We start from the raw sequence: 15,885 nt of genomic DNA on the forward strand, positions 1-15,885 counted from the left end.
TCAGCGACCCTGGAGCTCCCCGTTTCGGCCCGTTCGGGAGGCAGTGAACGGTGCGAGCGATGTCGTCTCCTTCCCGGGCGGGGGGGCCGTCAGACAGAGCAGTGGAGAGGGTATGAGGACTTCAATCAATTCGCGGTTCCTGCTGGGCGGGGCGTCGGGCGCCATCGCGCTCGCGATCGCCATGCCGGCGGTGGCGCAGCAGGCGCCGGCCGAAAGCGCAAGCCCGGCCGATGCCGAGGTCAGCAATGAGCCAGGCTCCGAAATCATCGTTACCGGCATCCGCGGTTCGCTCCAGCGCAACATGGAAATCAAGCGGAGCGCCTCCGGCGTGGTCGACGCGATTTCCGCCGAGGACATCGGCAAGTTCCCCGATGCCAACGTGGCCGACGCGTTGCAGCGCCTGCCCGGCATCTCGATCCAGCGGTCGGGCGCGCGCGGCGAAGCCAACGGCGTGACCGTGCGCGGCTTCGGCGGCGATTTCAACGATACCCAGTTCGACGGCCGCCACCTGTCGACCGCATCGGGCAACCGCGCGGTGGATTTCACCACGATCGGTTCGGACTTCGTCCAGAACATTTCGGTCTACAAGACGCCCGACGTCGAACTCGGCAACAGCGCGATCGGCGCGACGATCAACGTCGCGCTGCCCAAGCCCTTCGACAGCAACGGCACCAAGCTGGCGCTGAAGGCATCGGGTTCGGTGCAGGACCGCAGCGGCCGGGTCGTCCCCTCTGGCGCAGCGCTGGCCAGCACGACCTTTGCCGACGATACCATGGGCATCCTGGCCTATGTCGCGTACAAGCGTTCGGACACGACCTCCAACCAGGTCTTCATCCCCGGCTGGATCGGCAACTACTTCTATCAGTGCCAGTCGCAGCCCGCGTGCCAGACCAGCGACTTCACGCCCGCCAAGAAGAATGTGCTGGGCTGGTTCCCGCAGCAGCTGGGCGCTAACCAGGTCAATACCAAGGACGAGCGCATCGACGGCCGCCTGGCCTACCAGTGGCGCCCCAGCGACAAGGTGCTGGTGACCCTGGACGGCAATTTCACCCGCCAGACGCTGCACACCGCGACTTACGGTTACGGCGCGTGGTTTAACGGCGATGACCTGCGCAACGTGAAGCAGGACAGCAACGGCACCGTGGTGGACTTCAACCAGTTCGGCACGCCGATGGACTTCAACGCCAACCTCGCGCGGGACATCAACCAGACTTACATGGTGGGCGGCAACCTGAAGTGGGAAGCGACTGACGAACTGAGCTTCGATGTCGATGCCTCGCTCTCGCGCTCGGTCCTGAACCCCGGCAAGAACGGGTACGCCAACGCCATGGACATCGGCTATGGCGGCACCAACGCCGATCCGAACGGCGGGTTCCTCTCGACCGGCTGTACCTATCCGGCCGGCGCGGGGCCGACCACGCCGCCGACCTCGTGCACCCGCTATTCGACAGTGCTGGGCGCCAACACCGGCGTCACCATCGGCGGCCCCAGCTCGGGCTATCTGCCGAGCATCCACGACGTCGGCCCGAACGGCAACGTCGGGAAGTTCACCGACCCGTCGCTGATCGGCAGCCACGTGATCGCGGGATTCCCCAATTATTACACGGATCTGGTCAAGCAGATCAAGATTTCGGGCAAGTACGAAAGCGACGCGATCAAGATCCACTTCGGCGCGAGCTATCAGGAAAACAAGTTCCACAAGGAAAACCAGAGCCCGTTCGTCAATGGCACGTTCTTCCGTTACGGCGGCTATGGCGCGCCGTCGGGCCGCACCGGCGCGGTGGCGCCGTTGCCCAGCAGCATCTACCAGGGCACGATCAGCACCGCCAACTTCATCCCCGGCTACAAGGGCAACCTGGCGCCCGCGATCATCGCCTACGATCCGGTGGCGGTCTATCGCGCTCTCGAAGCGACCGGTGGCGGCACGACTGCGCCCGCGTTCGATCCGGCCAGCGTGCTGAATGTGCGCGAACGGACCTTTGCCGGCTATCTGCGCATCAACTTCGACAGCATGGTCGGCAACATGCCGATCCACATCAGCGCCGGCGTGCGTGACGAGTACACCAAGCTGACCTCGGGCGCGATTGGTCGCAACCCGGTGACGCTGGTGACGGTCCCAACCGACCCGACGCTGATCTCGGTGGGCTCCTATACCCCCGACCAGCTCATCACCCGCGAGACGAGCTACAACTACGTCTTGCCGAGCCTGGACGTGAAGCTGGAAGTGACGCCGAAGCTGCAGCTGCGCTTCGACGCTTCGCGCACCCTGACCCGGCCGGTGCTGAACGACCTCAGCCCCACGATCACTCTGGGTACGCTGCGCAAGGGCAGCCTCGCGGCATCGGGTGGCAATGCCAACCTCAAGCCCTACCTGGCCGATAACCTCGATCTGGGCGCCGAATACTACTACGGCTCCAACTCGTACTTTGCGGTCAACGGCTTCATGAAGTTCATCTCGAACTTCATCGTCGGCGGCGTGCGCACCCAGACGATCAACGGGGTGACCGATCCGTTCACCGGCCAGGCCGCGCAGTTCCAGGTGAACGGCAAGGTCAACGGGCCGGAAGGCGTGGTGCGCGGCGTGGAAATCGCCTGGCAGCACGTGTTCGGCGAAACCGGCTTCGGCTTCAACGCCAACGCCACGCTGGTCAGCACCAACCGCACGTTCGACACGAGCGACATCTCGGGTTCGGCCTTCGCGATCACCGGGCTGGCCAATTCGGCCAACCTGATCGCGTTCTACGACAAGAACGGGCTGGAGGTTCGCCTCGCCGGCAACTGGCGCGACAAGTACCTGCTCAGCCTGGGCCAGACCCAGGGTGGCACGTTCGGCGCGGAACCGGTGAACGTGAACCGCCAGTTCCAGATCGACGCCAGCGCCAGCTACCAGCTGACCAAGCAGGTCTCGGTCTTCTTCGAAGGCACCAACCTCAACAACTCGACCTACAGCACCTATGGCCGGTTCTCGAACATGCCGCTCGATACCTGGTCCTACGGTCGCCGCTTTGTCTTCGGCGCCCGTTTCAACTACTGATGCGGTGTGGCGGCGGCGCCGGTTCTCATGCCGGCGCCGTCACCACCAATAGTCGTTCGAACAACGGGGCAGGACGCGGATGGTGCGTGCAGTGCGCGATGTCGTGATTGTCGGCGGCGGGACCGCCGGATGGCTGACTGCGGCGATCATTGCCGCCAAGCATCGCCCGCGCATCGGGCACGACTTTTCCGTTACCCTGGTCGAATCCCCCAACGTGCCGATCATCGGCGTGGGCGAGGGGACGTGGCCGACCCTGCGCTCCACGCTGAAAAGCGTCGGCATTTCCGAAACCGATTTCTTCCGCGAATGCGATGCCGCCTTCAAGCAGGGCGCGCTCTTCGCCAAATGGACCACCGGCGCCGAGGACGATGCCTATTACCACCCGCTGGTGCTGCCCCAACGCTTCGGGCAACTGAACCTCGCGCCGCACTGGCTGGCGGGAACGCTGGTCGAAGATGAGGACGCGGACGAGACGTTCTGCGATGCGGTATGCCCGCAGGGCCGCATCTGCGACGAGAACCTGGCACCCAAGACCATGGCCGATGCCGAGTTCGAGGGGCAGGCCAATTACGCCTATCATCTCGACGCCGGCAAGTTCGCGCCGTTCATGCAGCGGCACTGCACCGAAAAGCTGGGCGTGCGCCACGTGCTAGCCGATATGCGCCAGGTGCTGCAGGACGAGAGCGGTGACATCCGCGCGATCGTGACCGAGCAGGCGGGCGAGATCGCCGGCGACCTGTTCATCGATTGCACCGGCATGCGCAGCCTGCTGCTGGGCGAGACGATGGGCGTGGGCTTCCGCGACTGCAACGACGTGCTGTTCTGCGATACCGCGCTGGCCGTGCAGGTGCCCTATCCCGACCCGGACGCGCCGATCGCCACGCACACCATCTCCACCGCGCAATCGGCGGGCTGGATCTGGGACATCGGTCTGCCGACCCGGCGCGGCGTCGGCCACGTCTATTCAAGCCGGCATATCAGCCGCGAACAGGCCGAAGCCGAGCTGCGCGCCTATATCGGCCCGGCCGCCGACAGCCTTGCCGTGCGCAAGATCGATATCCGTTCGGGCCACCGCGAATTGTTCTGGAAGGGCAACTGCGTGGCGGTGGGGCTGGCGGCGGGCTTTCTCGAGCCGCTGGAGGCCTCGGCGATCGTGCTGATCGAGCTTTCGGCGAAGATGATCGCCGAACAGATGCCGCCGGCGCGCGAGGTCATGGACATCGTCGCCCGGCGCTACAACGAGAAGACGCTGTACCGCTGGGGGCGGATCATCGATTTCCTCAAGCTGCACTATGTACTGAGCCAGCGCCGCGACACCGCCTTCTGGCGCGACAACATGGATCCGGCGACGATCCCCGAACGCCTGCGCGAACTGCTGGCGCTGTGGCGCTGGCAGCCACCCTACCTGCACGAGGAGTTCGACCGGGTGGACGAGGTGTTCCCTTCGGCCTCCTACCAGTACGTGCTCTATGGCATGGGCTTCCGCTCCGAGGTTTCCGCCCGCGCGCTGGAACCTGAGGTGCGCGATGCCCGGCGGGCGAGAGGGCAGAACGCCGATATCACCACGCGGATGCTGACGGCCCTGCCGCGTCACCGCGACCTGATCAACCGCATCGTGGAATATGGCCTTCAGCCCGTGTGACCACGCTTGAACGCCGGCCGGGGTGCGACCCGGCCAGAAGACCAGAGAGGACATCTTCGTGATCGAGAGTTCGATGCCCGCGCGCCATCATGCGCGCTCGCTGCTCGCCGCCGCAAGTCTGGTAGCGCTAACTATCACGCCAGCCCAGGCGCGGGAGGCCGCTTCGGCGGCGCCCGAGGCATGGACCGAAGCCGATCGCGCGGCCTCGGCGCTGGTCGCGAAGATGACGGTCGACGAAAAGGTCGAACAGCTGCTCAACGTCGCGCCGGCAATCCCGCGGCTGGGCATTCCCGCCTACAACTGGTGGACCGAGAGCCTGCACGGGGCGGGCGGCGCGGTGCCGACCACGAACTTCCCGCAGTCCATCGGCCTTGCCGCCACGTTCGATCCGCCGCTGGTGCACGACGTGGCGCGCGTGATCAGCACCGAGTTGCAGGGGCTGCACACGCTGGCGCGCCAGACCGGGCATCTCGGCAAGATCGGTACTGGGCTCGATACCTGGGCGCCCAACATCAACATCTTCCGCGATCCGCGCTGGGGGCGGGGGCAGGAAACCTATGGCGAGGACCCGTTCCTGACGGCCCGGCTGGGCGTCGCCTATGTGCAGGGCATCCAGGGCCCGAACCCGGACCTGCCCGAAGTGATCGCCACGCCCAAGCACTTCGCGGTCCATTCCGGGCCGGAGCCGACACGCCACACCGACAACATCATGGTCTCGCGCCATGATCTGGAAGATACCTACCTGCCTGCCTTCCGCGCCGCGATCGTGGAGGGCAAGGCCGGATCGATCATGTGCGCCTACAACCGCGTCGATGGTCAGCCGGCCTGCGCCAGCGACCTGCTGCTGAAGGACCGGCTGCGCGGCGCGTGGGGCTTCAAGGGCTATGTCGTTTCGGATTGCGACGCGGTGGTCGATATCTACGACCGTCACAAGTACGCGCCCGATGCCGCATCGGGCGTCGCGGCGGGCCTGCTGGCGGGCGTGGACAACGAATGCCACACCGGCACGATCGGCGAGGCCCCCGGTCTGGCGGACCGCTACAAGGCGGCGCTCAAGGCCGGATACCTGACCGATAGCGACATCGACCGCGTGCTGGTGCGCCTGTTCTCGGCCCGCTACCGGAATGGCGACCTGCGCGGGATCGCCGCGCGCAAGCCCAACGCCACGCCGGTGAGCGCGGTGGGCACGCGCGAGGGATGGGACCTTTCGCTCAAGGCGGCCGAAAAAAGCCTTGTCCTGCTCAAGAACAACGGCGTCCTGCCGCTCAAGCCCGGCGTGCGCGTCGCGGTGATCGGGCCGCTGGGCGATGCCACGCGCGTGCTGCGCGGCAACTATTCCTCGCCCAATTCGGCGCCGCCGATCTCGGTGGTCGACGGTCTGCGCCGGGCCATGCCCGAAGCGAAGGTCACGCTGGTGCCGTTCGCCCCGTCGATCACCGACGGCGATCTCGTCACCGACGGCAATTTCCTGACGCCCGATGGCCAGCCCGGATTGCGCGCGGTCTATTACAACGCGATCGATCCCGCGAAGCCCCGCGGCGAACGGACTTTCTCCGCCAGGCCGGTGGTCACGCGGATCGAGGCCAATCTCCAGAGCAGCGCGATGCAGCTGAAAGAGGTTTCCGACGCGCACAAGGTGGTGTGGGACGGCTTCTTCGTCGCGCCGGAAAGCGGCCTCTACAAGCTGGGCGTGACCGGGGTGAAAGGCGCGCTGGAAATCGGCGGAAAGCCGGTTGTCAGGTCGGATCACTATTCGTTGTGGGGCGAAGCGCCCAAGTATGTCGAGGCCGAGCTGAAGAAGGGCGAGCGCTATCCGCTGCACTTCGATCTGGAAGGCGGCGGCGCGGCGGGGCCGGGCCTGTTCTGGAAGCGCATCACCCACGATCCCTGGGGCGATCTGGCGCGGGGCGCGGCCGACGCGGACGTGCTGGTGGCGGTGGTCGGACTGACCTCCGATCTGGAGGGCGAGGAAATGCCGCTCAAGATCGAAGGCTTCGACGGCGGCGACAAGACCGGGCTGGAACTGCCGATGGACCAGCGCGAACTGCTGATCCGCGCACGCACGCTGGGCAAGCCTCTGGTCGTGGTGACGATGAACGGCAGCCCGATCGACTTGTCATGGGCCAGGGACAATGCCGATGCACTGGTGGAGGCGTGGTATCCCGGGCAGGCGGGCGGTTTGGCCGTGGCCAACGCGCTCTCGGGCAAGGTCAACCCCTCGGGCCGCCTGCCGCTGACCTTCTACAAGGACACGGCGGACCTGCCGGCCTTCACCAACTATGCGATGGCGGGGCGGACCTACCGCTACTTCACCGGCAAGCCGGTCTATGGCTTCGGCTACGGCCTGAGCTACACCACGTTCGGCTATGGACCCGCGCGGGTGGAGCCGGTGGACGGCAGCACCGCGAACGGCATCCGCGTGACCGCGCAGGTCACCAACACCGGCGCGCGCGAGGGCGAGGAAGTGGTGCAGGCCTACCTGCGTTTCCCCGATCAGCCGGGCGCGCCGCGCGTGGCCCTGCGCGGGTTGCAGCGGGTGGCGCTGAAGCCGGGCGAGAGCAAGGCGGTGACGCTGGAACTTTCGCCGCGCGACCTTTCGGCGGTGCGGCCAGATGGCGTGCGGCAGGTCTTCGCCGGGGCCTACCGCCTGAACCTGGGCGGCGGGCAGCCGGACAGCGGCTTGCCGGGCACGGAAACCGCGTTCACCGTCGATCGCGTGGTGGATCTGCCGAAGTGAGGGGATTCGCGCTCCTTGGCCTGACGGTCGCGGTCCTTGTGCTGCCGGCGGCTTCGCCCGCGGCCGCACAGCCGGCGAAGAAGGCGCAGGTTACCGAGGCGTCCACCGCGCCGCCGGGCGTTGCCTTCACCCGGCATCAGGAAGCGCCGCTGTGGAAGGTGACGCGGCATCCCGGCGAGGGCAAGGGCGCCTATGCCACGGGCACCTACCGCAATCTGTTCAGCGAACTGCTCGGGGTGCCGCGCGAAGAGGTGAAGGCGCGGATCGAGACGACGTGGCGCGCCTATTTCCATGGCGACGGGCAGGAGCAGCGGCTCTATTTCGAAACCGGCGCCAACGCCAACGGCACGCTGGCCTACGTTACCGACTGGGCGAACAACGATGCCCGGTCGGAAGGCATGAGCTATGGCATGATGATCGCCGTCCAGCTGGGCCACAAGCGCGAGTTCGACGCGCTGTGGAACTGGGCGAAGACTTACATGCAGGTCACCGACCCGGCCAATCCTTCCTATGGCTACTTCGCGTGGTCGATGGGCACCGATGGCAGCGCGCGCAGCACCGGGGCCGCGCCCGATGGCGAGGAATTCTTCGCCATGGCGCTCTATTTCGCGGCGAACCGCTGGGGCAACGGCACCGGCATCTACGACTACAAGGCCGAAGCCGACCGCATCCTGACCGCCATGCGCCATCGCGCGGTGATGACCGGGACGCCGCCGTTCCGCATCCACCCCGAAGACGCGCCGTTCGTGCAGCCGGATCGCCCCTGGCCCAGCATCAACAACCGGGCCGAGGCTGCGGCGCTGGCGGCGCAGGGCAAGACGCCTCCGCCGCCATGGCGCGATCCCGCGCCCAAGCCCCATGCGGTGGGGCCGATGATGGAGGAAAGCCACGCGATGATCCGCTTCGTGGCGGACGTGGGCTATCCGGGGTCGGACGCGTCCTACCACCTGCCCGCGTTCTACGAACTGTGGGCGCGCTGGGGGCCGGAGGCGGATCGCGCGTTCTGGGCGACGGCCGCCGACGTCAGCCGCGATTACTTCGTGCGCGTGACGAACGCGCGCACCGGCCTGGCCCCCGATCACAGCTATTTCGACGGCAGCACCATGACGACGGGCACGGGCGAGCCCTATCCGTTCGGCTACGACAGCTGGCGCACCGCCAGCAACTGGTCGGTCGATGCCAACTGGTGGGGCAAGGACCCGCGCCAGAAAGCGCTGAGCACCGCGATCCAGACGTTCCTGGCGGGCGAGGGGATCGATCGCTTCGCCGATCGCTACACGCTGGACGGCAAGCCTCTGTCACAGCGCCATTCGCCGGGAATGGTGGCGGCCACGGCCGTGGCCGGGCTGGCGGGCACGCCCGAGCCGCTGGCGCGCGCCTTCGTCAAGGAGCTGTGGGACACGCCGATGCCCGAAGGCGAGCAGCGTTATTTCGACGGCATGCTCTACCTCATGAGCATGATGCACCTTGCCGGGGAGTACCGGATCATCACGCCGCCGGTGCGGTAGCTATCAGGCGCGCGCGGGCGCGTCGATATCGGCCAGGGCCAGTTCGATCAGCGTCTGCATTGCCGCGCGCGCGGCCGGGCCATCGCCATCGGCCACGGCATCGAACAGCACGCGGTGATCGGGCAGGGGATCGCGCGGCAGCTTGCGCTTGCGCTGCTTGTAGATCGTGGTCCACCGCACGGCCGCCGAAATCGTGCTGGCCAGCGAGATCAGCGCCATGTTGCCGGTGGCCTTCAGCAGCGTGGAATGAAAGGCCTGGTCCGCCGCCTGCCCCAGCGGGGAAGCGAGCGTGTGCTTGGCCATTTCCTCCAGCGCATGGCCCATCTGCGCCAGTTGCGCCCCGGTGCGGCGCGTGGCGGCGATCTCGGCGGCGGCCGGCTCGATGATCAGGCGCAGCTCGAACAGGTCGTCGATTGCCGCCCGGCTGGGTTCGCCCTCGAAGGTCCAGGCCAGCACGTCAGGATCGAGAATGTGCCAGCGCGAGGGGTCGGTGATCTTGGTGCCCGCCTTGGGGCGGCTTTCGACCAGACCCTTGGCGGCGAGGATGCGGATCGCCTCGCGATAGGCGGTGCGCGAGATGTGGTTGCGCTCGGCAAAATCGACTTCGCTGGTCAGCACGTGGCCCGGCGGGTACTTGCCGGTGACGATGGCGATGCCAAGGTCACGCGCGATGCTGCCATGCAGCCGCAGCGATTTGTCAGACCTGTCGATCCCGTCCCCGACCGGTTCCTTGCTTCGCGACACGTTCCACTCCTTGCCCTTCCCCCTATTTGGGCGCAATTCCGCCAAAGTCCAGCGGTTCGATGATGCCGGGCGCCGGTGCGATCTGTCAGTCCTTTCGGATCAGGGCCGGCGGAATGTCCACTTGCCCGCATCGGAAGCCGGATCGAAGCGGACAAGGCGCGGCGTGCTGGCGCCCACGGCGGACAGCGCGAGGGGCCTGAACGGATCGGGCGTGGACTTCGGGATGATCCGGAAGGCGCCGTCGGCAAGCTGGTCGATCCGCCAGAGCTGTTCGGGCGCGCCGGTGAAGGCGGGCACGGCCACGACATCGCCCGCCGGCGTCGCCGCCAGCGCGCGGCTGGTGCCGGCGATCACGATCCGCACATAGGGCGCGCCGAACCAGCCGCCGGCGCCGGCCACCGGCTCGATCGTCCAGTGCTGGTGCGGCCGCACCATGTAATCGCCCATGTCGACCGGGATCGGCCCGGCCGGCCAGGTCGCGCGGTTCTGGTCGAGTGTCTGGTCGGGCACCGGCACCAGCGGTTCCTTGGGCGGTCCGAAGCCGGTCCATTTGAACGGCAGCCGCACCTCATCCACCGCCAGTTGCAGTGCGCCGCCGCGCTCGGACTGGATCTCGTAAGTCCCGGGGCGCAGGTTTTCCTGCCCCACGGGCCAGCCGTTCTTCCAGGTGAGCGGAAGGATCGCCAGCACGCTGCGTCCGGCGCGGTCCATGTCCGCCTCGTAGTGGAACGAGAACTTCTCCACCCCGTCGCCAAGGTCCACCAGCCCGAAGTGGCCCGCGCCCATGCCGCGCCCGTTCGACCCCCAGACGAGCTTGCCACCGCCCTTGAGCAGCGGCACGCCGAAGTTGTCGAGATACGGCCCCAGCGGACTGCGCGCGCGGCCGACGCGGATGTTGTAGGTGGAATTGGGGCCGTCGCAGCAGGTGCCGTGGGTGCCCAGCAGATAGTACCAGCCATCGCGGTACAGCAGCGCGGTGGCTTCCATGTCGATCGCCACATCGACCGGCTGGTTCTCCGGCAGGCGCTCGGCGGTCCTGGGATCAAGCTCGATCATGCGGATCGTGCCGAAATAGGTGCCGTAGCTCAGCCACAGCCGCCCTTCGGCCAGCAGGAACGCCGGATCGATGGCGTCGTGCAGTTCCACCCCGTCGCTGGAGGCGACCGTGCCGACCTCGTGAAAGGCGAAATCCTTCGAGGCCGGATCGAGCGATTTCGTCCACATGATCCGGACGTCGCTCTTGTGCCCGCCGTTCATGCCGCCGCCGCCCACGGCCCAGGCGACGAAATAGCGGTCGCCCAGCTTGATGACGTCGGGCGCGACGCCGCCGCCGGGGCGCACCGGGCCGCTCTTCCAGGTCCAGCCGTCGCTGGAGACAAGCCCGCCGCCGAACGTGCCGAACGTGTAGAACTTGCCATCCGATTCCACGATGGTCGAGGGATCGTGGATATAGGGTTCGCCCTCCAGCTGGGCGACGGGGTTGCTCTGCGCGAGCACCGCTGCCGGCACGAGAGCGAGGGCGGCGGCGAACACGTGGCGCTTCATCGGCATTCCCCTCACTGCGCGCGCACCGCAAGATCGCGGATCGGCTGGCCTTTGCCATCGACGAAGCGGACGCAGAAATCGCTGAGGCCGGGTCCGTTGATCACCGCCCCGACCAGCACGTTGCGGCCCTTCTTCAGGCCGACGGCGGGCGAGACGACATCGTCCATCACCATGCGGCGGTCGCCGAACAGCGCGGCCGTCTCCGCGCCGTTGAGCCACCAGACCGAGGCGGAATTGGAACCGGCGGCAAGATGCGCATCGGGAATGTCGCGCGGGGCGTCGATCACCGTCACTGCCCAGAAGATCACGCCGTAGGTCGGCTTGCCATAGGCCTGGGCGAAGCCGAATAGCTTGACGTCCCACGGCGTGGCATCGAGCGCGTGCCAGGTGAGCGAAGCGCCCTTGTGCGCTATGGTCTGGCCATCGCGCGGCAGTGCCTGGCCAGAGCCGGTACCAAGCCCGGCCGGACGGTCCGCGGCGAAGGCCGCGCGGACATAGGTGCTGGTGAACAGCTGGTTGGTGCGGTTGGGCTTGGCGATCGGTTCCAGCAGCAGCCAGCGCCGGATGAAGCCATCGGCATCAGGCGCGACGCTCCCCGCCGTCGCAGGGGTGAAGTGGGGCGCCAGCGGCGGCGCCGCGCGCGCCGCCACCGGCACGGCGCTGGCGGCGAGCAGCGCGAACGCTGCCCCAAGAACGCGGGCCTTGTGCATCATCACCTCTCCCCAGCCACGTAACCCCGTCCGACAATCGCCGTCAGAAGCGGTTGAGCATGTTCTCCAGCCATTCCTGCCGGCCCGAAACCGGCTTGGGAGCCAGATCGCGCGCCACGGCGAGATCGGCGATTTCGGCAAGGCTCGCGCCCTTGATCGCCTGTCCCAGTTCGCCGTTCCATCCGGCGTAGCGCTCGGCGCGGAAGGCATCGATGCGGCCATCGGTGATGATCGCCTCGGCGCGCAGCAGGGCCTTGGCGATCACGTCGACACCGCCGATGTGGCCGTGGAACAGGTCCGCCGCGTCGACCGACTGGCGGCGCACCTTGGCATCGAAGTTGAAGCCGCCATCTGTGAAGCCGCCGGCGCGCTCGATCTCGATGCAGGCCAGCGTCAGTTCCTCGACCGAGTTGGGAAACTGGTCGGTATCCCACCCGTTCTGCGGATCGCCGCGGTTAGCGTCGATCGAGCCGAAAATGCCCAGCGCGCGCGCCATGGCGATTTCGTGTTCGAAGGTATGGCCCGAAAGCGTGGCGTGGTTGGCCTCGATGTTGACCTTGACCTCGTTCTCAAGGCCGAAGCGCTTGAGGAAGCCGTACACCGTCTGCGTATCGAAATCGTACTGGTGTTTGGTCGGCTCGTGCGGCTTGGGCTCGATCAGGATGGTGCCGGCAAAGCCGATCTTGTGCTTGTGTTCGACCACCAGGCTGAGGAACCGGCCGAAATTTTCCTGCTCGATAGCGAGGTCGGTGTTGAGGATCGTGTCATAGCCTTCGCGGCCGCCCCACAGGACGTAGTTGGCGCCGCCCAGGCGGTGCGTCGCTTCCAGCGCGTCGCGCACCTGGCTCGCGCCCCAGGCATAGACTTCGGGGCGGGGCGACGTGGCCGCGCCCGCCAGATAGCGCGGGTGGCCGAACAGGTTGGCCGTGCCCCACAGCAGCCTGCGGCCATGCGCGGCTTGCAGTTCCTCCAGATGATCGACCGCGCGGGCGAAGCTGGCGCGGAATTCGCCGATGCTTTCGGCCGGCGCCATCACGTCCACATCGTGGAAGCAGTAGAACGGCAGGTCGAGCTTTTCGACGAAGGCGAGGGCCGCCTCGCGCTTGGCGCGCGCGGCGGCTTCATCCTGCGGGCCATTGAGCCAGGGGCGGTCGAAGGTGCCCGCGCCGAACACGTCGCTGCCCGGCCAACAGAAGGTGTGCCACATGCACACGGCAAAGCGCAGGTAATCCTCCATGCGCTTGCCGAAGACCACGCGGTCCTTGTCGTACCAGCGATAGGCGAAGTCGTTGGCGCTGTCGGGGCCTTCGTAGCGGACGGTGTCGAATGCGTCGAAATAGGCAGCGGACATTGCAGGCTTACTCCTTGATGGCGCTGAGCGCCCGATAGGCGGCGCGGAAGCGTTCCCGCTTCGGCGCAAGGCGGGCGGCGAGATCGGGATCGGGTTCGATCACCGCGCGAACGGGGGGACGGGTACAGACTTCGGCGGCGCTGGCGCCGGTGGCGGCCATCTGCGCCAGGCGCGCGCCGCCCAGCGCGGGGCCGACTTCGCCGCCGTGCAGATAGACCAGGCGGACGCCGAGCACGCTGGAGAGGATGCGGCCCCAGTGCGCCGAGCGCGAGCCGCCGCCGATCACGCACAGTTCCTCGATCCGCGTGCCGGCTCCGCGCAGCGCGTCGATCCCGTCGGCATGGGCGAAGGCCACGCCTTCGAGCACGGCGGCGGCCAGGCGCGGTGTGGTGCTTTCGTTGCCAAGGCCGAGAAACGCGGCGCGAATGTGCGGATCGTTGTGCGGCGTGCGTTCGCCGGAAAGATAGGGCAGGAACAATTCGCCGCCACTGGCCGCGCCGGCTTGTTCGGCCAGCGCGAAGAATTCGGCCGGCCCCGGCACGTTGCAGGCGCGCGCGGCCCAATCGATGCACGAGGCGGCGGACAGGTGCACGCTCATCTGGTGCCACACGCCGGGCAGCGCATGGCAGAACGCGTGGACGGCTTGCGCCGGATTGGGCCGGAATGCCGCGTTGGCGACGAAGATGACGCCCGATGTGCCGAGCGAGAGCATGCCCTGGCCATCGTCCAGCACGCCCACGCCCAGCGCGCCCGCCGCGTTGTCGCCAGCGCCCGCGACCACCGGCACGCGGCCCATGCCCCAATCGCGCGCAACATCCTCGCGCAACACGCCGGTCACGTCCGGGCCTTCGTGGAGGCGCGGCATGTGGCGTTCGTCGAGGCCGGTGGCGGTCAGCATTTCCCCTGACCAGACGCGCCCGGCCACGTCGAGCCACAGCGTTCCGGCTGAATCCGACATGTCGCTGGCCTTCTCGCCGGTGAGGGCAAGGCGCACGTAGTCCTTGGGCAGCAGCACGGTCCGCGTGGCGGCGAAGACATCGGGTTCGTGCTTGCGGACCCAGGCGAGCTTGGGCGCGGTGAAGCCGGGCATGGCGATGTTGCCGGTGATCGCGCGCGTGCGCGGCTCGTCCGCTTCCAGCGCGGCGCATTCGGCGAAGCTGCGGCCGTCGTTCCACAGGATCGCCGGGCGCAGCGGCCGGTCGTCCGAACCGAGCAGGGTGGCGCCATGCATCTGCCCGGCAAGGCCCACCGCCTGCACGCCGCCGCGCAGCGCGGTATTGATGCCGAGCACCGCCTTGTGCGCCGCCTCCACCCAGTCGGCCGGGGCCTGTTCGGACCACAGCGGCTGGGGGCGCGCCACGGAAAGGTCGGCGCTGCTTTGCGCCAGCACCTCGCCGCTCGCGGCGGTGACCACCGCCTTCACGCAGCTCGTTCCGACATCGATGCCAAGGAACATGGGTGGTTACTTCGCCTTCATCGGATCGATCGTCCGGATCGTGCCGTCGGGGTTGAAGGTCAGCTCCGTCACCTTGACGTTGCGCAGGTGGTTCTTGTTGGAAAGCTGGGTGTCGGCGTAGAACAGCCACCACTTGCCGTCGTGCTGGATGATCGAATGGTGCGTGGTCCAGCCCTGCACCGGCTTCAGGATATGGCCGGCATAGCGGAACGGGCCATAGGGGCTGGTGCCGATGGCATAGTTGAGGAAGTGCGTGTCGCCGGTGGAATAGGTGTAGTAATACTTGCCGTCCTTGCGGAAGACCCACGAGGCTTCGAAGAAGCGGCGTTCGTGGTCGCCGCCGGTCACCGGCTTGCCGTCCTCGCCCAGGATCACCGCGTCGCGCGGGGCCTCGGCAAAGGTCTTCATGTCGGGGTTCATCCGGACGACCTTGCCCGAAAGCGCCGGCTTGTCGTCCTGCTTGAGATCGGTGTCCGATCCGTTGGGGTCGTATTGGCCGGTCGCCCAGCGCTGGAGCTGCCCGCCCCAGATTCCGCCGAAATACATGTAGGCGGTGCCGTCATCATCCACGAACACCGCCGGGTCCATCGAGAACGAGCCGGGGATCGGCTCCTTCTCGGCCACGAACGGGCCGGTCGGGCTGTTCGACGTGGCCACGCCAATGCGGAAGGCGCCCAGGCCGTTCCGGTCCTTCGATTTGTCGCGCGCGGGGAAATAGAGGAAGTAGGTGCCGTCCTTGTAGGCGGCATCGGGCGCCCACATCTGCTGCGAGGCCCAGGGCACGTCCTTCACGTCGAGCGCGACCGGGCCGACCGTGACCTTGCCGCCGACCCTGTCCATCGAAAGCACGCGGTAGTCGCGCATGGCGTACTGGTTGCCCAGGTCGTCGTCTGGCGTCGGCGTGGCGATGTCGTGCGAGGGATAGACGTAGATCTTGCCGCCGAACACGTGCGCGGAAGGATCGGCGGTGTAGATGTCGCTGACAAGCGGCTGATCGCGGAACGCGCTGGCGGGCGCGCCGCCGTTGCCGGGCTGCTCCGCGTTGCCCGCTTTGGTGCAGGCCGCGATGGCCAGGACGCTGGCGAGGCACAGCGCGGCGGTGGTGATTCTTGCCTTCATGGTCGGACATCCTCTTGCAGGCCGTTTTCCCGGGCCTTT

The 15,885-nt window shown here is 67.4% G+C and carries 10 protein-coding genes; 4 read left to right on the top strand and 6 right to left on the bottom strand.

Annotation, left to right across the window (positions count from 1 at the left end; translation table 11 throughout):
- Window positions 1-112: 112 nt before the first annotated feature.
- From NMD1_RS00930 to NMD1_RS00945, 4 genes are all read left to right on the top strand, one after another.
- Window positions 113-3,034, top strand: coding sequence for a TonB-dependent receptor (locus NMD1_RS00930; protein ID WP_125953228.1), 2,922 nt, complete (start codon window positions 113-115; stop codon window positions 3,032-3,034).
- Between the two features lie 79 nt (window positions 3,035-3,113).
- Window positions 3,114-4,676: a tryptophan halogenase family protein gene (locus NMD1_RS00935; RefSeq protein WP_125953229.1), complete on the top strand. Its 1,563-nt coding sequence runs from the start codon at window positions 3,114-3,116 to the stop codon at window positions 4,674-4,676.
- A 73-nt stretch (window positions 4,677-4,749) separates the two neighbouring features.
- The gene (locus NMD1_RS00940; RefSeq protein ID WP_125953747.1) at window positions 4,750-7,413 is read left to right on the top strand and encodes a glycoside hydrolase family 3 C-terminal domain-containing protein; all 2,664 of its coding nucleotides are present in this window, start codon (window positions 4,750-4,752) and stop codon (window positions 7,411-7,413) included.
- Window positions 7,410-8,921, top strand: coding sequence for a glycosyl hydrolase family 8 (locus NMD1_RS00945; RefSeq protein WP_125953230.1), 1,512 nt, complete (start codon window positions 7,410-7,412; stop codon window positions 8,919-8,921). The genes NMD1_RS00940 and NMD1_RS00945 overlap by 4 nt, the downstream gene beginning before the upstream one ends.
- A gap of 3 nt (window positions 8,922-8,924) precedes the next feature.
- Here the strand turns inward: NMD1_RS00945 and NMD1_RS00950 are convergent, their stop codons facing one another.
- From NMD1_RS00950 to NMD1_RS00975, 6 genes are all read right to left on the bottom strand, one after another.
- Window positions 8,925-9,665: a FadR/GntR family transcriptional regulator gene (locus NMD1_RS00950; RefSeq protein WP_124808874.1), complete on the bottom strand. Its 741-nt coding sequence runs from the start codon at window positions 9,663-9,665 to the stop codon at window positions 8,925-8,927.
- Window positions 9,666-9,764: 99 nt separating this feature from the next.
- Window positions 9,765-11,210, bottom strand: a complete 1,446-nt coding sequence (locus tag NMD1_RS00955) for a family 43 glycosylhydrolase (RefSeq protein WP_125953231.1) — start codon at window positions 11,208-11,210, stop codon at window positions 9,765-9,767.
- Between the two features lie 11 nt (window positions 11,211-11,221).
- Window positions 11,222-11,923 carry an acetylxylan esterase gene (locus NMD1_RS00960; RefSeq protein ID WP_125953232.1) on the bottom strand — a complete coding sequence of 234 codons (702 nt, stop codon included), beginning with the start codon at window positions 11,921-11,923 and terminating at the stop codon, window positions 11,222-11,224.
- Window positions 11,924-11,963: 40 nt separating this feature from the next.
- Window positions 11,964-13,271, bottom strand: coding sequence for a xylose isomerase (gene xylA, locus NMD1_RS00965; protein WP_125953233.1), 1,308 nt, complete (start codon window positions 13,269-13,271; stop codon window positions 11,964-11,966).
- 7 nt (window positions 13,272-13,278) lie between these two features.
- The gene (xylB, locus tag NMD1_RS00970; protein WP_125953234.1) at window positions 13,279-14,727 is read right to left on the bottom strand and encodes a xylulokinase; all 1,449 of its coding nucleotides are present in this window, start codon (window positions 14,725-14,727) and stop codon (window positions 13,279-13,281) included.
- A 6-nt stretch (window positions 14,728-14,733) separates the two neighbouring features.
- A complete protein-coding gene (locus tag NMD1_RS00975; protein ID WP_125953235.1) occupies window positions 14,734-15,846 on the bottom strand; it encodes a glycoside hydrolase family 43 protein in 1,113 nt (370 codons plus the stop codon).
- Window positions 15,847-15,885: the final 39 nt, after the last annotated feature.

Source organism: Novosphingobium sp. MD-1, assembly GCF_001014975.1.
GTDB lineage: Bacteria > Pseudomonadota > Alphaproteobacteria > Sphingomonadales > Sphingomonadaceae > Novosphingobium.

Coding starts and splice junctions, on each gene's coding strand:
- NMD1_RS00930 (WP_125953228.1), top strand. CDS start 113: ATGAGGACTTCAATCAATTCGCGGTTCCTGCTGGGCGGGGCGTCGGGC.
- NMD1_RS00935 (WP_125953229.1), top strand. CDS start 3,114: ATGGTGCGTGCAGTGCGCGATGTCGTGATTGTCGGCGGCGGGACCGCC.
- NMD1_RS00940 (WP_125953747.1), top strand. CDS start 4,750: ATGCCCGCGCGCCATCATGCGCGCTCGCTGCTCGCCGCCGCAAGTCTG.
- NMD1_RS00955 (WP_125953231.1), bottom strand. CDS start 11,210: ATGAAGCGCCACGTGTTCGCCGCCGCCCTCGCTCTCGTGCCGGCAGCG.
- NMD1_RS00960 (WP_125953232.1), bottom strand. CDS start 11,923: ATGATGCACAAGGCCCGCGTTCTTGGGGCAGCGTTCGCGCTGCTCGCC.
- xylA (WP_125953233.1), bottom strand. CDS start 13,271: ATGTCCGCTGCCTATTTCGACGCATTCGACACCGTCCGCTACGAAGGC.
- xylB (WP_125953234.1), bottom strand. CDS start 14,727: ATGTTCCTTGGCATCGATGTCGGAACGAGCTGCGTGAAGGCGGTGGTC.
- NMD1_RS00975 (WP_125953235.1), bottom strand. CDS start 15,846: ATGAAGGCAAGAATCACCACCGCCGCGCTGTGCCTCGCCAGCGTCCTG.